The sequence below is a fragment of the Colwellia piezophila ATCC BAA-637 genome, from assembly GCF_000378625.1.
In the GTDB taxonomy this organism is placed as follows: domain Bacteria; phylum Pseudomonadota; class Gammaproteobacteria; order Enterobacterales; family Alteromonadaceae; genus Colwellia; species Colwellia piezophila.
Window position 1 is genome coordinate 441,908 of the sequence record NZ_KB905161.1, and the last position, 26,742, is coordinate 468,649.

A 26,742-nucleotide genomic window follows, 5' to 3' on the forward strand; every position below is an offset into this window, starting at 1 on the left:
AAAGTTATGCATAATAATTCTCAGCAAAAATCTGGTTTTCAGTTCACCATAAAGAAAAAACTCATCCTTAATGCATTTATTAATATTGCCTTAATGTTAATTATTGGCCTCTATGCTTTAAATCAAATGAAATTGATTGGTGAAGAGGTTGAAGAAATTGCTGAAATTGATATGCCGTTAATACGAAGTATTACCGCGATAGAAACCCATCAACTCGAACAAGCTCTGTATTTAGAGCGTCTATTACGCTTAGGTACACAGACATTTCAATCAGCGTTGACCGTGCAAGAGTACGCCATGGCTAAAGCTAAGTTTCTCAGCTACGGTGAGCAAGTTAAACAAGAATTGATTCTGGTAGAGTCTAAGGTAAATGATGACATAGAAATCACGCCTTACGAGGCAGACAAACAAGAATTCCAATACGTATTAAAACAAATCATAAATATAAGCGCCGAGCACAAGAGTTATCAAAAACATGCGATGAAAATCATTGCTCTGCTCAATGCAAAACTAAATGGTTTAGCATTCAAGGACTCCGCACCTCTAGGAGAACCCCAAGGCAATGATACTGCCACCTCAACTGAGCAGTATTTGACAGAGAGTAGGACTGAGCTTCAACAAAGCAGCTTGCTGGCGGAGCTGGCGGAGCTTGAACAGCTTATTCACAATATTGAAATAGAAGAAGATGAAATTGACTACGAGCTTGAGCAGTTATTAAAAGAAATCGAAGATTTCACCCAAAAATCACTCTACGCTGCCGAAGAGCATGAGAAGTCGGCTATTAAACAAATTCTTTTGCTGATAATTATCGGCACGATTCTAGCCACATTAGGCTCGTTTATTATTGCTCGGCTTATTAGTTTACCTATCACCCGATTAAAGGAGCTGGCCAAGAAGGTAGCCACCGGTGATTTAAGCCAACAAATCACCCAAATCAGCAATGATGAACTCGGTGATTTATCCCTATCAATTAATAGCACCGTACAATCCATGGCCGAAGCGGCGCAACAAGCTGAAGCTATCGCATCGGGGGATTTTAGCCAGGAAATTCACCCTAAAAGTGAGCAAGACAAGCTAGGCCATGCTTTATATAATATGAAGGCGCAAATTATTGAGAAAAATACTAGCTTGGCAGAAAAAATGGCCCTTAATGAGGGCATAGTGAATACCAGTTTGGATGCTATTTTAACCATAGATGAACTAGGTACTATTTTATCGTGTAACAACTCGACTATGCGTTTATTTCATTATCGTCGAGAGGAAATCATAGGAGAGAATATTAAAATGCTGATGCCTATGCCTTATACAGCCGAGCACGATAGTTACCTCAATAATTATAAAACTAGCGGCATAAAAAAAGTTATTGGCAGTGGCAGAGAGGTTAAGGCACTTAAAAAAGATGGCACTATATTCCCTATTGCGCTGTCTGTTGGCGAAGTTACCAAGCAAGATGCTCAAAACAGGATTTACACCGGTTTTATTCGAGATATCTCCCAAGAGAAAAAATTTGAAGCCGACTTACAGCAAAATAACGATCAGCTATCTAAACAAAATGAGCGCCAGCATCAATTAGCTGAAATTAACGAACTGACTCAGGGCATCACAGATCTTAGCAAATTGAGTGATGACATCATCACCAGTTTAGCCAAGGCCTGCCAAGCAGGACATGGGGTGATATATATAAAAGAGCAAGAAGATAGTAATAAATTATCGCTGGTCGGCAGTTACGCCTTCCACTCTAGAAAAAATATTGCCGCTACTATCAATATCGGCGAAGGCTTGGTTGGCCAGTGCGCGAAAGAGAGAAAAGTTATTCTCCTGACTAAGGTACCGGGTGATTATATTCAAATAAATTCCGCCTTAGGTGAGCAAACACCGCTTAATTTAATACTGTTACCGGTACTTTTTGAAACCAAAGTCATGGCCGTTATTGAGTTGGCTTCCTTCCACGAATTTACTGAGGAGCAGCAGATAACATTAACGCAAGTCGCTCAAAGTCTCGGCATAGTCATTAACAACCTATTTAATCAACAAAGAACCAAACAACTTTTACACGAAACTCAGCAACAGGCTGAGGAATTACAAACCCAACAAGAAGAGTTAAAAAGTGCCAATGAAAATCTAGTCGAACAAACCGAGCAATTAAAAGCCTCAGAAGAGGAGTTAAGGCAACAAAGTGAGGAACTTCAAGTCTCTAATGAAGAATTAGGACAAAGACAAAAAGATTTACAAGCACAAAGAGACAAGATTGCCGCTTCTGAGCAAGAGTTGTCGATTAAAGCTAAAGAACTGACTATAGCAAGTAAATACAAGTCTGAATTTTTAGCAAATATGAGCCATGAATTAAGAACGCCACTTAATAGCTTATTATTGTTGGCTAAAGGCTTAGCTGACAATAACAGTGGTCACTTAGATGAAACTGAAGTTGAAGATGCCCATATTATCTATGATGGTGGTCAAAGCCTACTGCACCTGATTAACGATATTCTCGACTTATCAAAAGTAGAAGCGGGAAAATTAAATATTCATCTGGAAAAAGTACAACTGAGTCAAGTTAAAGAAAAGTTATTGCAACTCTTTAACCCGTTGGCAAAAGAGAGAAATATTCAACTGTCTGCTAGCATAGACAAAAATGTACCAGATAACATAGTCACCGATAGTCAACGTCTTGAGCAAGTTTTACGAAATTTACTTTCTAATGCGGTTAAATTTACTGAAATGGGTGAAGTAAAAATAAACTTTACCCTGCCGGCTGAAAACACTCACTTTAGACACCCGCACTTAAGCGTGACCAACAGTTTGGCTATTGCGGTTACTGATACCGGCGTAGGAATTGCGGAAGATAAACTACAAGCCATTTTTGAGGCCTTTCAACAAGAAGATGGCTCAACTAGCCGAAAATATGGCGGTACCGGCTTAGGTTTAACCATAGCGAGAGAATTAAGCCATTTACTGGGCGGGGAAATACAACTGACCAGCACAAGATATAAAGGCAGTACTTTTACGCTATTTTTACCACTATCGTCGGATGATATCGCTAGCCCTGCCAGTAAAAATGAGACCGAGGTTATAGCAGCCGACCTAGAGAGTGAAAATAGCGCAGCAAGCACATTACCTCAGCAAGCAGTTGCTAATTACCCCGCCGCTAACCAAGCTAAAACCTCTGAATTAGCGCGTATTGATAGAGAAATAGATTTAGAGCTGAATATTTTTATTGATGACGATAGATTCAATATTATCGCGGGCGATAAAACACTGTTAGTTATTGATGATGACAAAATCTTTGCGAAAATATTACGTGATTATGCCCGAAAAAGTGGCTATAAATGCCTAGTCGCCGGTGATGGCCGTTCGGGTATCTATTTAGCACAACATCATCAGCCCAATGGCATTATTCTTGATCTTATGCTGCCTGATATTGATGGTCACCAAGTATTAGAGCAATTAAAGTCCAGCTTAAAAACCCAACACATTCCAGTAGAGATTATTTCAGCTCATAGTGAGAATCGTAGTGAAGCATTAGCCGAAGGCGCCATTGGCTTACAAACCAAACCCGTTAGCCATGAACAGCTGCATCAAGTATTAGCTGAAATTGAAAATATATCTAAAGCAAAAATCCGCCAAGTATTAATTATTGAAGATAATCTACACCATAGTAAAGCGACCCGAAGATTACTGGAAAATATCGGTTTAAAAGCGACTTGTGTTGCTACCGGTGAAGAAGGCTGTGCCGCTATTTTAACCGGTAAATATGACTGCGTTATTTTAGACTTAGGTTTACCCGATATGGATGGCATTGAGCTATTAAAACAAGTTAATGCTGGCCAGCTAGAAGTATTACCTCCGGTGATTGTCTATACCGGAAAAGAAGTGACTGACCAAGAGCAAGCAGAGCTCGATAAATACTCTTCTACGGTAGTGATAAAAGGCATTGGTTCTCCTGAGCGCTTACTTGATGATATATCACTATTCTTACACGACATTGAAGAGAAGTTAGGAAAGTTAACCACAGCTAAAGATAAAAAAGCTATGCGGCTTTTACATGATGAAGACGCTATTTTGCAAGGACGAAAAATATTATTAACCGATGATGATATGCGTAATACCTACGCCTTGTCTAAAAAGTTAATTGATATAGGTTGTGATGTGGAAATGGCCAATAATGGTAAAGAGGCGATTGAGCTGCTCAGAGAGCATAACGATTTTGAACTTATTTTAATGGATACCATGATGCCAATAATGGATGGTAATGAAGCCACCCAAATTATCCGCACCATGAACAACTATAAAAAAACTCCAATTATCGCGCTAACTGCGAAAACGATGCCCGAAGATAGAGAGTTAGCATTAAAATCTGGCGCCTCAGAATATTTAACTAAACCAATAGATTTTGACAAACTGGTCTCAATTCTACGTATTTGGTTATTTAAAAAAGACTAGGGGCTGTTGATCTTTCAGGGTTAAAATTTATTCAATTTAAAACGGATTTAATCGCGACGAGAGCTTTGTATCATAGTCATTCTATTAAAAAAGCGAGCAACAATGAGTAAATTTGTTTTAAATGAACCCTAAAGGGCAGCACTTGTTTGAAATTTATACTACGTTATCGTATGTTCGAGTAGCTAGCTACACGTCACATACTCTGCCTTGTCTAAATACCAAACAAGTTGCTGTAAAAGTAATCTCGAAAGATCAACAGCCCCTAATACCATTTTAAGTCAGCAACATTGATTCGATAACAAGGAAAATCTCTTGACGCCAACCACTCAAGCAAAGGCCAAAGCTTATAGCCATCGCCCTGACGAAGACGAGATCATGGCACTAGAGATCAAACTATTACTCCAAGCCATAGAGTTTCGCTATGATTATGACTTTAGCCATTATGCACAAGCTTCCCTCACTCGCCGCATAAACAACTGCCTTAAAAAAGCGCAACTCAACAACATTGCCGAAATGATTCCAAAAGTGTTATACCAGCCTGATTTTTTTGAAATTTTCCTGAAAGAAATGTCAGTAACCGTCACAGAAATGTTTCGTGATCCACTGGTATTTAAAGCGCTCAGAGACAAGGTTTTTACCCAGTTAAAAACCTACTCGCGGATAAATATTTGGCATGCAGGATGCGCCACAGGGGAAGAAGTCTATTCATTAGCCATCATGTTAAAAGAAGAAGGTTTACTAGCTCGTAGCCAAATATATGCAACAGACTTTAATAATCAATCGTTAAAAATAGCAGAGCAAGGTATTTATAAAGCAGAAAAGATCGCCGAGTACACCCATAATTACCAGCTGGCCGGCGGCAAAGCCTCTTTTGCTGATTATTATCAAGCCAAGCATGGTTATGCCAAAATACATAATGATCTTAAAGCGCATATTACCTTTGCCCACCATAACCTGATAAAAGACCAATGTTTTGCGCAAATGCATTTAATAATTTGTCGTAACGTACTTATCTATTTTGATAAAAAGCTACAGAACAATGTCTTATCACTCTTTAATCAAAGTCTATTGCATCGTGGTTATCTATTATTAGGTGATAAAGAGTCTCTCGAATTTAGCAATCAAAAAAATAACTTTGAGACTATCGCTAAAGGCCAGCGTATTTTTCAAAAAATCAACTATGAATAATCGTCGCCAAGCAGCTTACTTATAATGGCAAGCGATAATAACTGCCATTATCAAGCGCTAGTGATCGGTGTATCTGCTGGTGGACTTAATGCGCTCCACAATATATTGCCTAGACTACCAAATAACTTTCCTCTTGCCATCATTGTGCTGCAGCATAGAGGTGAAGTAGTATTTGAGGGGGCCAACCGTAATGATTTTCTTATCAGTTATTTTCAAAAAGATTGCCTTATGCCGGTTACGGAAGCAATGATAGGGGCAACAATAAAGCCGGGGAATATTTACATTGCACCAGCAAAATACCATTTACTCATTGAAAATACTAAAGTATTTTCTTTAAGTCTTGAGCCGCCAGTTAATTTTGCACTGCCTTCCATTGACGTACTCTTTGACAGTGCGAGTGCTTGCTACAAAAATCAATTAATTGGTCTTATACTTACAGGTGCAAGCAGTGATGGCAGTATCGGCCTTAAGACCATTAAAGACCGCGCTGGCTTAACACTGGTACAAGAGCCCAACACCGCTGAAGTTGACTTTATGCCAAAAGCAGCCATTAACTTACATACAGTAGATCATATTTTACCCTTACATGATATTGCGCCATTTTTGTGCAATCTCATGCTAGGAAACAAGGATTAACATGGACTCGGGTAAACTGCCAAAAATTCTTATAGTTGATGATGAGCCTAATAATTTGCGCGTTTATGAGCGCACCTTGGCCTCGCTAAATGTTGATATTGTTAAAGCTCTTTCTGGACAACAAGCACTTGCTGTAGCCCATAAACATGACTTTGCCCTGATCCTAATGGATGTACAAATGCCTTGTATGGATGGCTTTGAAACCGCCTCTTTAATTCTTGAACACCCGAAAACCAGCCATATTCCGGTTATATTTATCACCGCATTTGCCCGTGACGAGGTTTTTGAATTTAAAGGTTATGCCAGCGGTGCGGTAGATTACTTAGTAAAACCGATCAATGAAGATATTGTCCGCAGCAAGGTCGCTGTTTTTTTGGAGTTACATAAAGAAAAACAGCGATTAGACCATGCCTGTAAAGTACGCGCGCAAGCCGAAGCCGAACTGAGAGTACATAAGGAGCACTTGGAAGAGCTAGTGAAAGAGCGTACCCAAGAGTTACAAAATTCTATTGAAAATTTAATGGCTACTCAAAATCAGTTGGTCGAATCGGAAAAGATGGCTTCATTGGGACGTTTAGTCGCGGGGGTTGCCCACGAACTTAATACACCAATTGGCATTAGCATAACAGGCGCTTCTTTTTTACAAGAAAAACTACAGGAGTTAAAAGAAGTTTTTGAACAAGGAGAAATTCGCCGGAAAGATCTGGCTAATTTTATTGAGTGTGCACCAAAATCAGTTGAGATTATATTAACTAATTTAAACCGAGCTGCAGAACAAATTGCCAATTTCAAGCTAGTGGCCGTTGATCAAACCAGTGAAAGAAAACGTAAAATTAACTTGATCAGTTACATAAAAAAAGTCGTTAATAGCTTATCGCCGGCAATTAATAAAGCCCACCATACTATAGAGATATCTGGTGAGCAATCGATTGAACTGAATACTATTCCTGGAGATATCTCACAAATTATTACCAACCTAGTAATGAATTCAATTTATCATGCCTATGAAAATGATCAGCAAGGGCTTATAAAGGTTAACGTGCAACAACATAACAACAATATTCGCCTAACATACAGCGATGATGGTAATGGCATGGCGAAGGAGATGAGTCAGATGATTTTCGAACCATTTGTCACCACAAAACGTGGTTCAGGTGGCAGTGGTTTGGGCATGTATATTGTGTATAATTTAGTTAGCCAAAATTTAGCGGGGAAAATTACCTGTGTAAGCGAGCTAGAAAAAGGCACACAGTTTATTATGGAATTCCCCATCATCAATAATAAACTAGAGAATAAACTAGAAAAAAAACTCCATAATTGATCGCTATTTTCCTGTTAATGCCCAACCAAAATCCTGCTTACCATGTACTTTAACTGTCAATAGTTCTAGCCAGTTGACTGCCAACTATTTGTAACTTTTAGTAATCTACTGTTCAACCAGTAAATAATTCATATACAATCAACATATTAACAATTACTGTCTACAGTAATTGCATACATTAATACCAATTAAGTCAGAGATAAATTTATGAGTCAAGATCGTCGCCAATTTCTTAAATCTGTTGCTGCTATAACGGCTGCAGGTGTTGCTACTAGCGTAACCGCAGGTTGCGCTTCTTCAACACCAACAACATCAGGCTCACCTATTGCCCAAGGCAAGTCGGTTATGGGCTTAGTTGTTGCTAAAATGGACGTTGTTCGAATTGGCTTTATTGGTGTTGGTGAACGAGGCTCTGGTCACGTTAAGCATTACTGTCATATTGATGGTGTGGAAAGCAAAACCACTTGCAGTGGTGAGTTAAATGACTAGTCTTGTTATTTTAGCCGCCGGATTAGGCTCTCGTTTTGGCGGCAATAAACAGCTAGCTGAGTTTGGTCCGCTGCAACTGACGTTAATGGAATACAACCTAATTAACGCGGCTAATGCGGGCTTTAAGCGAGTGATATTTGTTATTCGCCCAGAGCTTGAGTCACTACTTCGGCAGCAAGTCATAGGCCGGTTACCGGCAGGTGTTGAATTTGATTTTGCTTGGCAAAGTTTTGATGATTTGCCACAAGGTTGCGTTATCCCTAAGCAACGCCATAAACCTTTAGGTACGGCGCACGCACTTTGGTGTTGTCGACAATTAATCACCGACAGTTTTGCGGTGATTAATGCCGATGACTTCTATGGTAAACAAGCTTTTGCTTTATTATTAAAGCAAGCAAGTGCCACACCTAAAGACTATGCAATGGTAGCTTATCAATTAGCAAACACCTTGTCAGATTTTGGCGGCGTTAACCGAGGTTTATGCAAATTCGATCAGCACGGTTATTTAACCGCCATCGAAGAATGCGAACAAATCAAGGCTACTGCTCAAGCTATCAACGGCGTTTTGAGCACTAACAAGGCAAACATTACCTTAAGCCCTGTTAGTTTAATCTCAATGAACTGTTGGCTTTTTAACGCCGATATTTTCTTGGCGCTAGAGCAAGCGCTGACTGAGCTACTCAACTCAATAAAAAATAATAAAATGGCGGTTAATCAAGAGTGTTATTTACCTGCGGTAGTGATGCAACAAATTGAACAGAAAAATAAAAGAGTGAAAGTTTTGAGCACCAACGACAGCTGGTTTGGCTTGACCTATCCTCAAGACTGTGAGCAAGTTGATGAGAAAGTTACTGCACTATTTGCTAAAAAATAGTACTATTTGGCGCTAATTTGTCATACGTTAATGGTTTGCAGATTAACGTGTTAGCCTAAGCAGACCAGTAAAACTTACTCGTCTAATGACAGCGCTAACAATATCATCACTACAAGATAAGTATTAAAAGCAATGGAAAACAAAATAGCATCACTACATACGGATATAGACTCAGTACTTAACAACTATGATTTTGACTTTTCACAAGTTGAAGTTACCACGTTAGGTAATGGTCATATTAATAATACTTATAAATTGGCAACCCCTGACTTTGAATTTGTCTTACAGCAAATTAATCACGATATTTTCCCTAAAACCGTTGAATTAAGCTGTAATGCACAAAAAATTAATTTGCACCTACTCGCACAGAAGAATCGCGGTAACTATCCGTTAAGAGTACCTGGGCAAGTATTAACCAAAGCAGGCGAAACTTGTATTAAAATTGGTGCTAATTACTGGCGTTTAATGGAGTTTATTAGCGGCTCTTATACCTTAGAAGAAGTTGAATCTACTGAGCAAGCAGCCCTCGTTGCGACAGCCTTCGCACAATTCAGTTGTGCGTTGAGCGACTTCCCTGTAAATGACATCGCTGTCATCATCGAAGACTTCCATGACATCAGCTTTCGCATGAGTCAGCTTAAAGAAGCTGTTGACAATAATCATCAGGATCGTTTAGCGGACTGCCAAGCTTTAGTCAATTTTTGCTTTAATCAACAGGACTTTATAAACCATGTGGTCGACATCAGTAAAAAATTACCACTGCATGTAACTCATAACGATACTAAGATAAACAACCTACTATTTACTGCTGGTGATAAGCCCTGTGCGGTCATCGATCTTGATACCTGTATGCCGGGGTTATTAATGCATGACTTTGGCGACATGGTTAGAACCTGTTGCAGTAATCTGGCAGAAGACGATACCAGTACCGAGAAGATGGTGCTCAACCTTGATATATTTACCGCGCTTATTCAAAACTATCAGAATACTTTTGGTGATAAAATGACCGCACTTGAAAAAGAGAGCTTAATTGTAGGCGCTAAATTATTACCCTTTATTATCGGTACACGTTTTTTAACCGATCATTTAAACGGCGATAACTATTTTCAAGTAAGCCGTGAGAATCACAATTTAGATCGCGCTATCAGCCAAGTGCAGTTATATAGTTTAGTATGCGAAGCCGAGCCTGAGTTAGTAAAACTAGCGCAGTAAATCTTTTACCCATAAACATCTACCTGTGCCATGACTTATTGATCAATTCTTTAACCTGCCTATGCACATGACTCAGCAATGTTCGCTGTAGGAGGGTGTTTACGCCCGAACAGGGTTTGATGCCGGATGGGATGTTCGGCTGTATTCGCATTGTTCGCGGCTAAAGCCGGCTCCTACAGGGAGGGTGTTTACGCCCGAACGTTTGTTACATAGCCATGTGATTTTGTTGTTGTTAATCTTTTCTCGGTGAGGACGAAGTCCCTCGGTGTTCTCGGTGGTGATACTTGTTTTGTGTCTTAAGATAATCAAGCAGCGATAAGTGATGAATAGAATTTATACCACCGAGGTCACAGAGCCGCTTCGCTGTCATTTCCGCTATAAAGCCACCTCCACAACACTCACTTCCCAAATGATATGCATTGCCGCAATTTCCCCCCTTATTCTGCTGTGATACTTCTGTGATACTTATGCAATGAAATGACTCACAAAAAATGATAAAACCGTGATCTCACACCGATAATTCACCGACATACTCTCTATTACTTTAACAACATTAGCTTTAACAATATTAGTGCTAACAAGCTTAGTGCTAACAAACTTAGTGCTAACAAACTTAGTGCTAACAAGCTTAGTGCTAACAAAAGTAACTCTAACGACCAAGGAAAGTATCATGAAAGTAATCAAAAAATCAGCCATCAAGTCGACAATAAGCCTACTGGCACTAGCGCTAGCGAGTTCAACGACCATGGCACAAGAATTATCCATTACCGTCACTAATTTAACGCAAGGTTTGCATTTCACCCCTGTCGTTACCGCTGCCCATATGAGTGACAATCACCTCTTTATGGCCGGTGAAATGGCCAGTATTGAACTACAAGCCATGGCCGAGGGCGGTGATATTTCAAGCTTAGTCAGTATGTTATCCAATAGCGACGCCAATATTAATGAAAACCCAGCCGCCGGTTTATTAGCACCGGCAATGTCAGCAAGTTTTAGTTTAAGCAATGATAGCGCCAATACTCACCTGTCTCACGACTTACGAACGCCATTAGCGACCATGCAAGGCTATATTGAAACCTTAGCAATTAAAGGGGCTGACTTATCCAACACTGAGCAACAAGAGTATTTAGCGACAGTTCAGCGCAACGTAACGCAGTTAAAGCGCCTGATTGATCAAATATTTGAACTGGCGCATCTAGAAAATGGCCAAGTGACGGTTAATTTAGAAACCTTTGCCATCGGTGAACTATTACACGACATTTTGGCAAAATTTACCTTAACAGCCGCCGATAAGAAAATCAGCCTACTTTTAAGGCCTCAACCCTGTCAATTTATGGTGTACTCTGATATTGCTAAGTTAGAGCGAATCATGACCAATTTATTAGAAAATGCCCTCAGACATACCGCGATGGGGGGTGAAATAGTGATGACTGTCGAACAACTGACATCACAGATAAAAGTCAGTGTTACCGACAATGGTAGTGGTATCAGTAAAGAAGATATCGCCTACATCTTTGATGCCAGATATAGGGCCAGTAACGCCATAGAGGACAATATCCAACATACCGGTTTAGGGTTAGCGATTAGCCAGAAATTATCTCAGGTGCTCAATTCCGAGCTAATGGTCAAAAGTGAGTTGGGTTATGGCAGCAGCTTTTCATTATCATTACCGACGCTAAAACCATAAAACTGCCGCTGCCATTTCAGCTAAACAGTGCTTAGCGTTAAACAGTTACCTAATCAATTATGCGGTATATTTCCCACTTAGGCGTGCCGGAAACAACAAAGGGCTCTAATTTTTTACTCCACTCAAGATGCGCGTCTATCTCGCCCAGTTTTTGCCAAGCCTCACTGAGCTCGGTTAGGTTAGCAATGGTTATTTCTGAGATAACACTCGACTCTAATGCACCAACAGAGCCTACCAAAATACGAGAGTTCTCTTTGGTCCACCCTATTTGCGAGCCTATTTCATCGAACCATTTAGTTAAGGAGTCAACCACTTCAGGTTTGTGACCAAATTTTGCATCAATACACCATCGTGCAATCATCATTACAATATCTCCAACCGAGAAAAGTCATAGATGATAAGTATGATTCATCTAGGTGGGATTACCATTTAAGTCATTATTTAGTATTTACTCACTTGTAAAGAAAACAACTATCAACAAATAATAATGAAATACTTACCATAATCTATAATAAAAAATAAGAAAGTTAATTATCACCATGAGTACGCCAAAAAATAATTAACGCTTCATTTAAATAGTAGGGAAAACAGTGTCGAAGCATTTAATTCAACTTAATAGTGTTCAACCCTCCTGTCAGTATCGGCTGTTTTTTCTGCCGTTATTAGTGCTCATTACACTCTGTTTTATGAGCATGCCCGGTTATGCAGAAACGCTACATCCTCAGTGGTTACAAGAGTCCCTCGATAAAGCGGATAAACTTAATGATAAAAACCCGGTACTCGCGCTTGAGTTTACTCAAGACCTGCTTGCTAATCACAATGACCAGCTGTCTACCCCTGGCAAAGCGGCTCTTATCGCTCGCCTAGCGGAATATCAATATTATTTAGGTCATAACGAGAAAAGCTTAAAAAACATAGAGCTTTTTTACACACTAAGTCCCGACTTAAACACTTTTGACGGCATATCAGTACTCATCACCCATGGCGGTATTTTAGACGGCCTCGCCAAGCCCAAAGAGGCGATGAAGTTATACTTACAGGCTGAGGCCATAGCTAAAGCCATAGAAAGTAAAAAGCTATTGGCCGAGACATACGGCAGCATAGCAGGATCATTTGCTCGCATTAACAACGATAGTGAAGCCTTAAAGTATTATCACCAAGCCTATTTACACCTTGAGGCCATTGGCGATAAATTAGAAATGGCGTACTTAAAAATACAAATGTCTATTTCATATTCCAATATTTTTGATGATAAAAACGCTATTAAACTCGCTAAAGAAGCTATTAGCTACTTCAAAAACAATGAATATATTTTTGATGAGCTTTTTGGTCACAGCACACTAGCGAGAATTTTCATGGCCGTTAAGGACTATGATAGCGCCATAACAGAGTATCAACAGGTGATGGCATTATCACAACAAGTGGGCAAAGATAGCCTAATTGAAGTGGCTTATATCGGCTTAGCGAAAGCTTTTCATTGGAAAAAACAGCATGATAAAGCGCGTCATTATTTTAACTTATACCAACAAGTTCACCAACACTCGGATAGCCCCTTCGCCCAGATTGATGATTTAGTGCTTAGTGCCTCAATTTCCATTGCCGAACAAGATATCAGCTCCGCAGTTCAGAGCTTAAAGTATGCGGATGAATTATTATTAACCCTAGAGAAAAATAGCGTACTGTCATGGCGAATTAAAGTGCTTGACTTAAAAGCCGAGCTAGCAATATTTAATCAAGATTATCAAAGTGCCTTTCAATTACAGAAAGAAGCACGCAAACTAGTGAGTAGCTACCAAAATATTGAACGAGAGAAGATACGCTCTAAATACAAAGTAATGTTTGATATCGACCAAGCACTGCTTCAAAACCAACTACTTGAACGTGACAAGCAACTTGATAAAGCCGCGCTCGAAAGCGCCCTACAGCAGCAGAGATTGCACTCATTAGTCATCGCTGGCATATCACTTTTTGCCCTAATATTAACTTTTTTTATTTTACGTCAAGTAAAAAACAGTAAAACACTACATAAGCTAGCCAATACCGATACCTTAACTGAGTTAGCCAATCGTCGTTATACTTTTGCCTCGGCAGAGAAGTTAATTGTCCAAGCAAAAATCAGCAAACAAGACTTCACCATTATTATTTTTGATATTGATCACTTTAAAGCAGTCAATGACACCTTTGGCCATACCGGCGGAGATATTGCGCTTAAAACCATCGCAACTATTGCCAATATACATGTTAGAAACCATGATATTTTAGGGCGAATTGGTGGCGAGGAGTTTTTAGTGGTATTGCCTGGCACTTCAGTACAGCAAGCATATGAAGTGGCTGAGCGCATACGACATGCCATCAAAGACAAAGACATTATGCTTAAAGGTAAGGTGGTTAATATATCAGCGAGTTTTGGTATTGCCCAACTGGCCAAACAACACGACAACTTTAATCAACTATTTCACCAGGCCGATATTGCCTTATACCAAGCTAAAGATAGCGGCAGAAACTGTATCAAGTTAGCTCAGTAATACCTTAGAGCTTTGGTGTACTCTCAGCAATAAGGCTTTAGTGGTAAAAAAGAGCCCAAAGGCTCTTTTTTATTTTATTTTAACTAATTACCTTAGCTTTTGCTGGCATTAAAAGGCAAAACGTACACCAATAGCGCCATCAACACTTAATTTAAAATCATCATCAAAATTTGCTACTGGCTGCACTTGGCCATACAAATCCCATGCCTTGGCAAACTCCCAAGAAACACCGACCGGTACACGTACTCCATAACCATGGTTCCAACCAGCCCAACCGCCGCCAGAAAAATACCAAGATAATGGCGTGGTATTATTAAAGGTACCCGTTTTAACTAAATAATCGACGGCAAAACCACTATCTCCCACAACGATATTGTAGTTATCGATTTGTGCCACAATACTTAAATCCATATCTGCCGCGATACCCAACTTAACCGCTGCATGTGCGAAACTAGAAAGCGACAATGCCAGCATCAATACGCTGACTAAAAATAGTTTTTTCATATAAATTCCTAAATACCGAAGAAGTTGTAATTAAACCCTGCGTTATTGTAATCATTAGCCATGGTAAAGCAAGCAGACCTATGCAGTACTAATAGCTAAATCTCTTAGTGACTTAACTAGCCTATCTCAATAAAACCTTAACAAAACCATAATATCAATGGCAATAAAACCAAAGGCACTAAGCCTTCAATCAAGCAATGATATTGTTACGAAATTGTTCTACCTACTTGTTAACGTAGATCACTGTCTTTACTATAAGGCACGTTTTACCACATATCATCGAAACTTAGGCTCATAATGTTAAAAAAGACCACAAAAATACCGACTAAAAAGCTACTTGCGATTGCCGGCTTAATTACCGCTAGCTTTGGCCTCACTAATACGGCTAATGCCACCATAGTAGAATTTCAAACGTCGCAGGGTAACATCCAAGTTAACTTGTTTGATAGCACCACCCCTGAAACAGTAAAAAACTTCCTTAGCTATGTTAATGCTGAGCATTACACCGACACGGTTGTACATAGAGTAGCTCCAGGGTTTGTCGTACAAGCGGGTGGTTATGCATTCGATGGAGTGTGGCCACTAACCGCACTGGAGTCGAATGAACCAGTGATCAATGAGCCGGTTTATTCTAATGTTAAAGGCACCATCGCTATGGCGAAAAAAGGTGGTGATGTTAATAGTGCTACTAATCAATGGTTTTTTAACTTACAAGATAATAATGATCCATTAAACACCAAAAATTTAGACATACAAAACGGTGGTTTTACTGTTTTTGGCCAAGTGATTGAAGGCATGGATATTGTCGAGAAAATAGGCCTACTCAAGTTATGTAGTACGAGCCAATTACAGGACATTCCTATGGTGATGGATGAAGATCAAGGATGTCTCGATATGGATGTTGCCGGCATCGAAAACTTTGTCGCGATTAAACAAATAGTTATCGTTGATAGCTCTGAAGTTACCGACGGTCATTTAACGCCTTTAATAAACACCCTTATTGATGAAGAGCCCGCTCCAGCTCCAACGCCAGATCCTGCGCCACTACCTACACCTAAAGACAGTGGTGGCTCACTAACTTGGTTTGCCTTAGCAATGTTAGCATTGGCAGCAACACGAAGACGTCTTTTCTAAGTAAAGAGCGAAATAGAAAGCTAAAATAAAGAAAAAAGCAGTAATATCAATTAAGAATATTACTGCTTTTTTTTGTTCTTAAGCATTTGGCGAACGAGCGTAAATACCCTACTACAGGAGCAGGCCTGTAGGAGCCGGCTTTAGCCGCGAACAATGCGAACAATGCGCACAATACGAACGTCATTAACTCCGAACATCGCAAAAATCCACAACAAAATTCGGGCGTAAACACCCTGCTACAGGAGCAGCCTGTAGGAGCCGGCTTTAGCCGCGAACAATACGAACAATACGCACAATACGAACGTCATTAACTCCGAACATCGCAAAAATGCAAAACAAACATTCGGGCGTAAACACCCTGCTACAGGGGCAGCCTGTAGGAGCCGGCTTTAGCCGCGAACAATACGAACAATACGAACAATGCGAATATTTTTGGCGAACATTTGCGCGAACAATGGTGACGAAATCACTCGCGTATATCACTGCGAACATTGGTGGTAAACATTCGGGCGTAAACACCCTCCAACAAACATTCGGGCGTAAACACCCTGCTACAGGGGCAGCCGTAGGAGCCGGCTTTAGCCGCGAACATTATTCGGGAATGACGGTACAGAAGCCCATGTATTAAAAAAGCAGCGATACCGTCAAACGATACGCTGCTTTTTTTAGTTTTTAGTTTTTTGGAACTAAGGCATTAAAGCCTTAGTTCCATTAACCTTGATATTCTAACCTCTAGTGAACTCTGGATATGCTTCCATACCACAATCCGAGATATCAACACCTTCGTATTCTTCTTCAGCTGTAACGCGAATACCGATGATTTTCTTCAGGGCATACCAAACAATGAAACTAGCACCAAACACCCAAACAAAAATGGTTGCAGCGCCAATCAACTGACCGCTAAAGCTCGACGATGAATTGGTAATAGGTACAATCATTAAACCAAAGAAACCAACCACACCATGTACTGAAATAGCACCTACGGGATCATCAATTTTGATTTTATCTAAAGCTAAGATAGAAAGTACCACGATTACACCAGCAATGGCGCCAAAGAGTGTCGCTTGTAATGGTGTTGGCGTTGAAGGCTCAGCAGTGATAGCCACTAAACCGGCCAATGCTCCATTTAGAGTCATAGTTAAATCGGCTTTCTTAAATAAGATTTTAGCAAAAACTAAGGCTGCAATTGCGCCAGCTGCAGCGGCGGCATTAGTATTTAAAAACACCATAGCCACTGAGTTAGCACTATTAATATCGGCAAGTTTTAATACTGAACCGCCATTAAAGCCAAACCAACCCATCCATAAAATAAAGGTACCTAAGGTTGCCATAGGCAAGTTAGCACCAGGAATAGCATTCACTTTACCGTCTTTACCGTATTTACCCTTACGAGCACCCAATAATATAACACCAGCTAATGCAGCAGAAGCACCGGCCATATGAACTATGCCTGAGCCAGCAAAATCAGAGAAACCTAAATCACCTAAGGTATAGAAACCAAAGACTGCTTCACCGTTCCATGTCCAGCTACCTTGCATAGGGTAAATAAAACCGGTTAGCACGACAGTAAAAGCTAGAAATGCCCATAACTTCATGCGCTCAGCAACCGCACCTGAGACAATCGACATAGCGGTAGCAACAAATACTACTTGGAAGAAGAAATCAGCCGCATTGGAATAAACAGCACCGCCATCAAATCCGGCTTCTGCAGATTCAGCAAGTACAGTACTAACCAATGCTTCTGCATCACTAGCACCATCAAGGCCAATACCATTTAAGAAAACGCCACCGCCATACATGATATCGTAACCAACAATAAGATACATGATACATGCGATAGCATAGAGCGCGACGTTTTTGGTTAGGATTTCAGTGGTGTTTTTAGCACGTACTAAGCCAGCTTCCAACATAGAAAATCCGGCAGCCATCCACATCACCAAGGCACCACACATAAGGAAGTAAAAAGTATCTAATGCATATTGTAATTGAAAAATATTTTGTTCCATGATTACTATCCCTTAAATTGCTTCAGAGTCTTGTTCACCCGTACGAATACGGACAACTTGCTCAAGGTTAAAAACGAAAATCTTACCGTCGCCAATTTTACCGGTGTAAGCCGCTTTGGTAATGGTTTCGACTAAGCGTTCAACTAGATCATCATTTACTGCGATTTCTAGTTTTACTTTAGGTAGAAAATCAACTTGATATTCTGCGCCGCGATATAATTCGGTATGACCCTTTTGACGGCCAAAACCTTTCACTTCACTGACCGTGATCCCCTCAACGCCGATATCAGAAATGGCTTCTCTGACATCGTCTAATTTGAATGGTTTAATGATTGCGCTAACTAGTTTCATGCTGTACCTCGATTTATCGTTATTATTATGGCTATAACTTGATAATACAATTCACATGCCACAAATAATTAACAAGCAATATCAACAACTTAACAAATAAGGTGCGCGTTAAAACAGTAAAATCGCACCAAGGCAGTGCGCGGAATAATTTCAATGAGTGCATCTGGTGCAATGGAGCAGGCCTGTAGGAGCCGACTTTAGCCGCGAGCTTTAGCCGCGAACAATACGAACAATACGAACAATGTAGGAGTTGGCCTGTAGGAGCGAGCTTTAGCCGCGAACAATGCGAACAATGCGAACGTCCCATCCGGCATCAAACCCTGTTCGGGCGTAAACACCCTCCTACAGGAGCGAGCCTTAGCCGCGAATTTCTCTACACATTCTGGCTCTACACATTCGGGCGTAAACACCCTCCCTGTAGGAGCGAGCTTTAGCCGCGAACAATGCGAACACAGCCGAACATCCCATCCGGCATCAAACCCTGTTCGGGCGTAAACACCCTCCTACAGCGAACAATACTTATTTTAAACAAAAACGTCTATATAGATAAGAGTCTTTTTGCTTGGCATAACTAGGGTTGAATTTGAGCTGGCTACATAACAGTTTTTCTCTGTTGATATCCTTAGCAAACTGCAGTACTTGCCGCAGCGTTTTAGGTTGTGTTGTTGCTACATCAAATTGCTTAAATAACAATTCTATTTCTTTACCGGATAAGAGCGGCCAATTTAACAACCACACTTCTATGGTGCCTACTGTTACTAAATCAATATATGGCCCCGTAGCGAGCGCCTGAGTAATATAATATTTGGTCTGTTCATTGTAGCCATGCAAGTAGTTATTCAAGCGCAGTAAATCAACCCAGGGATCCGGCCATAAAGGTCTAAGTTGGGTTGCTGATAAATACCATTGATTGATCTCGGCTAATTTTCTTTTATCTTCAAAGCCCATATCAACGCCCCAATGCATGATCCGCCCCACCATATGAGCATAATGCGGATGCGTAGGATCTAACGTCTGTGCTTTGTGAATAGCGGATAATGCTTGTTGGTATTCGGCTTCGTCTTTTATGGTTTTTTGCTTGGCCCAATCATTTAATGAAAATTCAGCATTAAAGTACCAAGCATTAGCAACACCTCGGCTAAAACTCGATGACAGGCCATACAAGGTAAGCAATATTAACAAAGCTACAGCTATGTAGTTAAGTTTTTTGCCGAATAACTTTCCGAATAACTTTCCGAACAAAGAGCCAGAGGTATGATGTGAAGAAGCTGATGAAATACTCATATGAGTCCTGTAAATTTAATCGAACTAACTTAGCAAACATTCGGGCGTAAACACCCTCCTACAATTCCCCCTCCCTGTAGGAGCAGGCATGTAGGAGCCGGCTTTAGCCGCGAACAATGCGAACATTGCGAACACAGCCGAACACAGCCGAACATTCCATCCAGCATCAAACCCTGTTCGGGCGTAAACACCCTCCTACAGTTCCCCCTCCCTGTAGGAGCAGGCATGTAGGAGCCGGCTTTAGCCGCGAACAATGCTAGATTCAGGAGAATGTGCGTCCTGCATTCTCTAATAAGTAGCATCCATGCTACGTCCGACAAGTGAACTCGGGAATGACGAATATTTTACGGTTCCCTAGTCACTCCTCAGTGTAGCGCAGCGACTCTGTGACCTCGGTGGTATAAAATTCTCTTCATCACTTATCGCTGCTTGGTTATCTTAAGACACAAAACAAGTATCACCACCGAGAACACCGAGGGACTTCGTCCTCACCGAGAAAAGATTAACAACAAAAAATCAAATGGCTATGAAACAAAAATTCGGGCGTAAACACCCTCCTACAGCCGACTTTACCTAACGCTCAAACAAGCTAGCGGTAATATTATAAGGATTGTCATAAAACAATTGTTGCGCTTTATCTTCGCCAAATAGTTCAGTAATTTTACTTCTGGCTGCACTTAACATAGGTGGTCTACGTTTAAGGTTATGGGCATCACTGGCAATTATTTGAATTAAATCTTGCTCGATATAATGCAAAGCAAGTGCTTGGCATTCTTCACCAAAACCGCCAGTAATTGAACTGGCCGTTACTTGAAACCAGCAGCCTAAATCGACAAAGGTTTTAATTTTAGTAGGTGATTTTAATAAATCTCGATTACGTTCTGGATGAGCAATAACCGGAGTAATATTTTTTTTAAGTAGATGCTTAACTAAAATATCACTGCCTGCGGGTATATGGCTATGAGGAAATTCAAGCAACATAAACTGTTGATTGTTATAACGTCCATATAAAGGTAATTTTTGGCTGGCAAGTAAAGATAAAATCTCAGAGTCTAACCTTACTTCAGCGGCATACGCTAATTCAACGGAAATATTAGCCTTATCAACTTCCTGCTGTAATGCTGAGAAAGACGATTCTATTACCGGTAAGTGATTATCAAAGCGGCCAAGATGCAAATGTGGGGTAACCACAATACGCTTTACCCCATCTTCAACCGCCAAATTAATTAAAGCCAATGCTTCAACCATATCTTTAGCGCCATCATCAATACCCGGTAAAATATGGCAATGAATATCTATCATCTACTGTTACTATCCTCTGCTGCTACTATCCATCTACTGTTGATAAGGAATAGTCACTATTAAATCGCTTCAAAAGCAAAGGCTAACTTACTTTTTCATCGCCATAAGTATAATCAGTGTAATAACCATGATAATAGTCATGAGAAGTCAGTTATTTAGTATCAACCTGACTCAATACCACACCCGCTATATTAGCATTTATGTCAATTAACTTCCCTATACCAGCTTGAGCAGCACCAATACGAGTATCATCACTTTTAACCACATATATCACTGCATCAGATTGCTGAGCAATAACTAAAGCGTCACTTACTGAATGTACGGGAGGAGTATCAATAATAATACGGTCGTAAGATTCTTTAAGCTGCGCTAATACCTCAGCAAATTTGGGCGACAATAATAATTCAAGTGGATTCGACGGGAGTTGGCCACAAGGCATAACCGTTAGCCCCGATTTATCATCAAAATAAATACAATCCTCAAGCTGCTCGGTGCCGCTAATTAAATTGGTCAAGCCCGGGTGATAAAGCGGTATATTAAAACGCTTACAAATACTAGGCTTGCGCATATCGGCGTCAATTAAAATGGTTTTTTCAACTTGTGCTAACGAGAAAGCCAAATTGGTTGATGTGGTTGTTTTGCCTTCTCCCGGTAAAGTCGAAGTAACTTCTATAACCTTAGAGCCTTTATCCAGCTGGGTTAGTACAAAACTAGTGCGCAGCGTGCGCACCGATTCGGCAAATTTACGCCCGCCCTCTTCAAAGAAGTAGTGCTGATGTAAGGTTTCATTTTTCTTCAATGTCACTAACGGAAATAAACCTAACATGCGTTGTGACAATTTATTTTCAATATCTACTGAAGATTTAAAGGTATCGTTTAAGGCTTCAATCACAAAAGCTAACACCACCGCCAAGCCAAAACTAGCCACAAACGCCAGGGCCACTATCAAGCTCTTTTTAGGTTTTATCGGTGCAAAAGGGGTAAAAGCACGGTCAGTAAAACGAGCAACAACCGCATTAAAATCACTGGTTATTTCGGTTTCTTTAGAGCGCGACAAAAAGGTATCAAACAAATTACGGTTAGTTTGTACTTCACGCTTCAATTTACGGTAGTCATTTTCTTTACCGGTTATACGTTGATATTGAACACGTAATAGTTGTAATTCTTGCTGCAAAGCCGTTACATTAGCTTGCGAGGTTTTCACTTCTTTTTCAATACCAGTAACTAATGAATAAACTTGTTTACTGAGGTTACTTCTAACCGTTTCAAGTTCAGCTTTAGCAGCAATCATCTTAGGATGTTTAAAACCGTAGATTTGGCTAAGTTCACTAACACGGCGTTCTGCAGAGACAACTTCGCGTTTAACATCTTGTATAACGCTATGAGAGGTAATAGCCGGTATGCTTTCTAAACGTTCTAAATCATTTCGGCCATACTCATTAATAACACGCATGATGCTTTCAAGCTTATTTTTATCATTACGGGCAACAACAAATTGTTGGGCGGTTTGCTCTAGCTCTTTGGTCACTAGACCTAGCAGCCCCTCTACATCGATGAGGTTTTCCTGCTCACGATAAGCTTGTAACTTATCTTCCGATTCATCTAAGCGTATACGTAAATCAGACAAACGTTCGTTAAGCCAACCGGCAGCTTTTTGGGTGACACCCATTTTAGCCGTCATGTGGCTTTCAATATAAACTTCACCTACCGCATTAGCGACAGCAGCCGCTAACTTGGCATCTTCTGCTTCAAATGAAATGTTAACCAATTGCGTTTTTCTTACCGGGGAAATAGAAAGCCTACTGGCAAATACTTGCAGAAAGCGTTGCATCTTTTGTTCGGCTAAATCACTTTCGTTTACATTAGCGGTTTGCTTTTTAGGTAAAAAAGGAAGGTTTTCCTTTATCGATGCTTTAAAACTGGCAAGCGCTGAAGGTGGTTTGTTAAATTCAGCTTGGTCCATTAAGTTTAACGTTTCAATCACTTTTTTAGCAATAGCTCGTGATTTAAGTATTTCAAACTGGGTTAAATAATACTCTTTTCTGCCCGAGTCTAAACCCATAATCTCCTGAAAATTAACCGCTTGTGCTTGCTCAGCTTCTATTAATAAAGTTGCTGTGGCCTTATATACCGGTGTCATTTTCATGGCGACAATGCCCGCAAAAATCGCAACAAGTAGGGCAAAAAAGAAAATTTTAAATTTGTATTTATTTAAAATGGCAAAGTATTGTCGTAAATCGATTACTTCTTCTTGCACTTTAGCTTTACTATCTAGTTCCATCATTACCACTTAGAAGAATCGTTGTTCAATTGTAATAGTATCGCCAGCAGATACTTGCGTGCTTAAACTTGCGTTAAGTTTCTTGTCTTTAGCTTGTTCTTTATATAAAAATATTTTGTCTTTAGAAGCGCGCTCAGTTAAACCGCCCGCTAACGCGATGGCTTGGTTAATGGTCATGCCCGGGTGATAACCATAACCACCTGGCTTTTTAACCTCACCATGTATATAAAAAGGTCGATATTCAAGTACCTGCGCAGCCACATTCGGGCTTATTAAATACCCACCTTTTAGACCTTTAAGTACGAGTTGCTCAATTTGTTTAACCGTTAAGCCTTTAATATTAATTTCCCCCAAAAAGGGGTAATTAATTTTCCCGCTATTACCTAATAGGGCAGTAACGGTGAGCTCATCTTGGCCATATACTTTTATTTCTAGTTTGTCGCCAGGGCCAAGTTGATATTCGTCAAGTGCGAATGCCGGCCCAGCAACCATGCCATTAACAAGGAGAAAAAGAACAAATAACAAAATAGATTTAGTCACTTAACGCCCTTACATTGAAAAGATAAAGTTTAAACCAATCATGCTTTTATCAAAGGTTAAATCTTCAACCGTTGAATCTTTACTCGATAGTTCAACATAAGCAGAAGCTTCAAGCCAGCGTGTGAACACATAATTCACCGAGGCTGAAAAGGTAGTAATATCATCAGTTCTTATTACACCACTGTAGTCCTCATTGGTAAATGAGGCACTGACATTGGAGGATAAATCTTGATTCCAATCATGCATCCAAGCCAGTGAAAAGCTGGTGGCGTCAATGTAATCTCCAACGCTATCAGTATCTCTTGCTGCGCGAGCGGTATCAAAACTTATGGTTGAATAAGTCAATGGCTGCCATTGCACACCCGCTTGCCAACTTAAACCGCTAAAATTTTCACGACCTGATTCAGTAAAGTCTTTTTCTTGATAACCCAATTTAGCCGTACCCGAAGTTAACGCGGTAGCTTCCCACTTCACCCCGACCAAGGCACGGTAATCATCAGAGCTTTTACTGGTAGTATCAACGGCTACATGTTGATAACGGATAGCATCACGAGATACTTCAACAAACAAATCTGTTGAGGCATGGGTATTATAGAAAAAGGTAGAGCCAAGTTTCACTGAGTCAAAATCGTTAAACTGAGTCACTGTAGTAAAGTTATTATAAGACTTATTATAATACTTAGCATCAAACGCTATACGCGCAGCAGTACTTAAGGCACCGAACTCATAAGTTAACGCGACAGTTTGGTCTACATATTCAAGCGGCTCTGAAACATCATCACCTAATCCTTCAGCCAAACCAGTACCACGCGGTTCGGTTACTTTATTTGCCATTAAAGTAATATCAAATCTGTGTTTAGAAGAGGGTTCTAAATGACTAGTAAAAGCAACATTACCATCGATATAGTTATCATCAGAGCTCGACAAATAAGTCCCCGAGTTAATGCCAATATCCAAACTGTACTGATTAATACCATCGTTTAAGGAAAAATTAATCGCCGGATCGACATTAACAATGGCGCTGCTTTTTTCATCCGTGGCTGAGCTAAAAATATTATCATCATATTTCAAACCAGTAGCTAACGTAGGTTTTACGGTTACGCCGTTATCTAAAGTGATTCCTTCTGACTCAGCAGCGAAAGCTGTATTTGCCATAACTGCCGTAATTGCGATGGCTAATATTGTATGCTTCATTTTTATTCCCTTTACTTTTATCTTTTTAGTAAGCGTTTTTACCCGTAAAACCTTTAAAAACAGTTAAAAATATAATTTTTATATCTAAACTTAAAGACCAGTTTTTTATATATTGCAGGTCATATTCAACCCGTTTTTCCATTTTATCTAAGGTATCAGTTTCCCCTCTATAGCCATTCACTTGAGCCCAACCCGTAATACCGGGTTTAACTTTATGACGTAACATATAAAACGCTACCTTTTGACGATATTCTTCATTGTGCGAAACTGCATGTGGCCTTGGGCCAACAATCGACATACTGCCGCTTAATACATTAAAAAACTGTGGCAACTCATCTAAACTGGTGCGACGTAGAAAAGCACCTAGTTTGGTAATACGTACATCATTTTTAGTGGCTTGAATAACGGTGTCGTCATTTTCTTGCACCGTCATTGAGCGGAATTTCCAGACTACAATCCGTTCGCCACCTAAGCCATATCGATCTTGTTTAAATAACACCGGACCTTTAGAGGTTAACTTCACCGCTATTGAAACTACAATCAATACCGGTACAATTAATAATAAAATAGCAATGCCGGCAACAATATCTAAAGTACGTTTCATTATCAGTCTAGAGCCCACATAAGGAGACTCAAAAACACTTAAAGTATCAATATCACCCACATGATCTATTCTGGCATGCATTAAGTTAGAGATTAAAAAGTCTGGCACTATATGTACATCAACCGTGGTATCACCAAGTCGAGATAAAATATCGGCAATGCGATCTTCAGCCTTAAAGGGTAGCGCTAAAAAAATCACATCTAATTTACCTGTCTTGGCCTGTTCAATGGCTTGATCTATCGTACCTTCAATGTGCATGGCCACATTATCAAAAAATCGACCTGGTTTACGGTCTTCAAAAAAACCAATGCAGTTATAGCCTAAATCATCATGAAGCTTAATTTGTTTGAAAATATTTGCACCCGCTTCAGTGGCACCTATGATGGCAACATTTCGCATGCTCAAACCCATGCGACGGCGGTTCTTTTTGTATATTTGGCTACCTAGACGCCATAAGAATAAACTAATAAGGCAACTAAAAAACCATAACGTGACAGTCACTCGAGATAACTGCTCTGAAAACTTAAAAACAAAGGCGAATATTAACAATGTAACAAAGGATAAAATTAATGTACCCCAGGTACTTATTACCATGTCTCTGAATTTACCCGATCGCCATGAGCGGTATAAATTAAATGCCTCAGCGAAATAGAGAAAAGCAAACAAAACAACGAGTAATACTAACAAATAGCCGCGGGCTAGCGGTACGCCATAAATACTTGCGGAAAAAATCAACGAAATGGTGATAAAGAAAGAATCTAAAAAACGGTAAAATAAAGAGCCGCTAGTACTTGTAGACTTAAAAGTTTGTGAGTTATGCATATACGCTCCTTGTAAGGTTAACCATTTATGACCGCACTATCCTAGCAAAGACATATTTGAAATCAGCGTATGTCCCTAGCAAAGACATACTTGAAATCAGCGTATTATATAGATTAACCAGAGGAATTAACATTGAAATTTGATTAAAAAGCATTAAATTAACGTTATTACATGTAACCAAGCGTTATACCGAATATTGTTTGATCTTTTGTAGGAGTAGGCTGTAGGAGCGAGCTTCAGCCGCGAAAAACCCGAACATTATCTTACCCTCCCACACCGCCGAACATCCTGCTACAAAACAACATCACGAACAATGTATGCCCCCTGTAGGAGCGAGCTTTAGCCGCG

Annotated in this window: 20 protein-coding genes; 10 read left to right on the top strand and 10 right to left on the bottom strand. The window is 40.0% G+C overall.

Annotation, left to right across the window (positions count from 1 at the left end):
- Positions 1 to 6 precede the first annotated feature (6 nt).
- The 8 genes from F580_RS24000 (at position 7) to F580_RS24010 (ending at position 11,847) form a co-directional block, all read left to right on the top strand.
- Positions 7 to 4,440, top strand: coding sequence for a response regulator (locus F580_RS24000; RefSeq protein ID WP_019026644.1), 4,434 nt, complete (start codon positions 7 to 9; stop codon positions 4,438 to 4,440).
- 312 nt (positions 4,441 to 4,752) lie between these two features.
- Positions 4,753 to 5,628, top strand: a complete 876-nt coding sequence (locus F580_RS0105250) for a CheR family methyltransferase (RefSeq protein WP_019026645.1) — start codon at positions 4,753 to 4,755, stop codon at positions 5,626 to 5,628.
- A gap of 24 nt (positions 5,629 to 5,652) precedes the next feature.
- Positions 5,653 to 6,264 carry a chemotaxis protein CheB gene (locus F580_RS24005; protein ID WP_019026646.1) on the top strand — a complete coding sequence of 204 codons (612 nt, stop codon included), beginning with the start codon at positions 5,653 to 5,655 and terminating at the stop codon, positions 6,262 to 6,264.
- Position 6,265: 1 nt separating this feature from the next.
- Complete coding sequence (locus F580_RS0105260; protein WP_019026647.1) at positions 6,266 to 7,585, top strand: hybrid sensor histidine kinase/response regulator; 1,320 nt, start codon at positions 6,266 to 6,268, stop codon at positions 7,583 to 7,585.
- Between the two features lie 207 nt (positions 7,586 to 7,792).
- Entirely contained in the window at positions 7,793 to 8,074 is a 282-nt protein-coding gene (locus tag F580_RS0105265) for a twin-arginine translocation signal domain-containing protein (protein ID WP_019026648.1), read from the top strand.
- The gene (locus F580_RS0105270) at positions 8,067 to 8,948 is read left to right on the top strand and encodes a nucleotidyltransferase family protein (RefSeq protein WP_019026649.1); all 882 of its coding nucleotides are present in this window, start codon (positions 8,067 to 8,069) and stop codon (positions 8,946 to 8,948) included. The genes F580_RS0105265 and F580_RS0105270 overlap by 8 nt, the downstream gene beginning before the upstream one ends.
- 132 nt (positions 8,949 to 9,080) lie before the next feature.
- The gene (locus tag F580_RS0105275; protein ID WP_019026650.1) at positions 9,081 to 10,160 is read left to right on the top strand and encodes a phosphotransferase enzyme family protein; all 1,080 of its coding nucleotides are present in this window, start codon (positions 9,081 to 9,083) and stop codon (positions 10,158 to 10,160) included.
- A 670-nt stretch (positions 10,161 to 10,830) separates the two neighbouring features.
- Positions 10,831 to 11,847: an ATP-binding protein gene (locus F580_RS24010; protein WP_083926945.1), complete on the top strand. Its 1,017-nt coding sequence runs from the start codon at positions 10,831 to 10,833 to the stop codon at positions 11,845 to 11,847.
- A gap of 49 nt (positions 11,848 to 11,896) precedes the next feature.
- On the opposite strand, the gene F580_RS0105290 is transcribed toward F580_RS24010, so the two are convergent.
- A complete protein-coding gene (locus F580_RS0105290) occupies positions 11,897 to 12,211 on the bottom strand; it encodes a hypothetical protein (RefSeq protein ID WP_019026653.1) in 315 nt (104 codons plus the stop codon).
- A 226-nt stretch (positions 12,212 to 12,437) separates the two neighbouring features.
- On the opposite strand from F580_RS0105290, the gene F580_RS0105295 reads away from it, so the two are divergent.
- Positions 12,438 to 14,372 carry a tetratricopeptide repeat-containing diguanylate cyclase gene (locus F580_RS0105295; RefSeq protein WP_157442999.1) on the top strand — a complete coding sequence of 645 codons (1,935 nt, stop codon included), beginning with the start codon at positions 12,438 to 12,440 and terminating at the stop codon, positions 14,370 to 14,372.
- Positions 14,373 to 14,480: 108 nt separating this feature from the next.
- Here the strand turns inward: F580_RS0105295 and F580_RS0105300 are convergent, their stop codons facing one another.
- A complete protein-coding gene (locus F580_RS0105300; RefSeq protein ID WP_019026655.1) occupies positions 14,481 to 14,876 on the bottom strand; it encodes an OmpH/Skp family outer membrane protein in 396 nt (131 codons plus the stop codon).
- Positions 14,877 to 15,173: 297 nt separating this feature from the next.
- Here F580_RS0105300 and F580_RS0105305 point away from each other — a divergent pair, with 297 nt between their 5' ends.
- The gene (locus F580_RS0105305; RefSeq protein ID WP_019026656.1) at positions 15,174 to 16,010 is read left to right on the top strand and encodes a peptidylprolyl isomerase; all 837 of its coding nucleotides are present in this window, start codon (positions 15,174 to 15,176) and stop codon (positions 16,008 to 16,010) included.
- Positions 16,011 to 16,735: 725 nt separating this feature from the next.
- On the opposite strand, the gene F580_RS0105315 is transcribed toward F580_RS0105305, so the two are convergent.
- The 8 genes from F580_RS0105315 to F580_RS0105350 all read right to left on the bottom strand — a co-directional run bounded on the left by F580_RS0105315 (position 16,736) and on the right by F580_RS0105350 (position 26,394).
- Positions 16,736 to 18,016 (bottom strand): ammonium transporter, encoded by a 1,281-nt coding sequence (locus tag F580_RS0105315; protein WP_019026658.1) that lies wholly within the window; start codon positions 18,014 to 18,016, stop codon positions 16,736 to 16,738.
- Positions 18,017 to 18,028: 12 nt separating this feature from the next.
- The gene (glnK, locus tag F580_RS0105320; protein ID WP_019026659.1) at positions 18,029 to 18,367 is read right to left on the bottom strand and encodes a P-II family nitrogen regulator; all 339 of its coding nucleotides are present in this window, start codon (positions 18,365 to 18,367) and stop codon (positions 18,029 to 18,031) included.
- A 519-nt stretch (positions 18,368 to 18,886) separates the two neighbouring features.
- Positions 18,887 to 19,651: a VpsP family polysaccharide biosynthesis protein gene (locus F580_RS0105325; RefSeq protein ID WP_019026660.1), complete on the bottom strand. Its 765-nt coding sequence runs from the start codon at positions 19,649 to 19,651 to the stop codon at positions 18,887 to 18,889.
- A gap of 573 nt (positions 19,652 to 20,224) precedes the next feature.
- Complete coding sequence (locus F580_RS0105330) at positions 20,225 to 20,953, bottom strand: tyrosine-protein phosphatase (RefSeq protein WP_019026661.1); 729 nt, start codon at positions 20,951 to 20,953, stop codon at positions 20,225 to 20,227.
- 151 nt (positions 20,954 to 21,104) lie between these two features.
- Positions 21,105 to 23,234, bottom strand: coding sequence for a GumC family protein (locus F580_RS24015; protein WP_019026662.1), 2,130 nt, complete (start codon positions 23,232 to 23,234; stop codon positions 21,105 to 21,107).
- 9 nt (positions 23,235 to 23,243) lie between these two features.
- The gene (locus F580_RS0105340) at positions 23,244 to 23,726 is read right to left on the bottom strand and encodes a polysaccharide biosynthesis/export family protein (RefSeq protein WP_157443012.1); all 483 of its coding nucleotides are present in this window, start codon (positions 23,724 to 23,726) and stop codon (positions 23,244 to 23,246) included.
- A 57-nt stretch (positions 23,727 to 23,783) separates the two neighbouring features.
- Positions 23,784 to 24,968 carry an outer membrane beta-barrel protein gene (locus F580_RS0105345; RefSeq protein ID WP_019026664.1) on the bottom strand — a complete coding sequence of 395 codons (1,185 nt, stop codon included), beginning with the start codon at positions 24,966 to 24,968 and terminating at the stop codon, positions 23,784 to 23,786.
- A 25-nt stretch (positions 24,969 to 24,993) separates the two neighbouring features.
- Positions 24,994 to 26,394: an undecaprenyl-phosphate glucose phosphotransferase gene (locus F580_RS0105350; protein WP_019026665.1), complete on the bottom strand. Its 1,401-nt coding sequence runs from the start codon at positions 26,392 to 26,394 to the stop codon at positions 24,994 to 24,996.
- Positions 26,395 to 26,742: the final 348 nt, after the last annotated feature.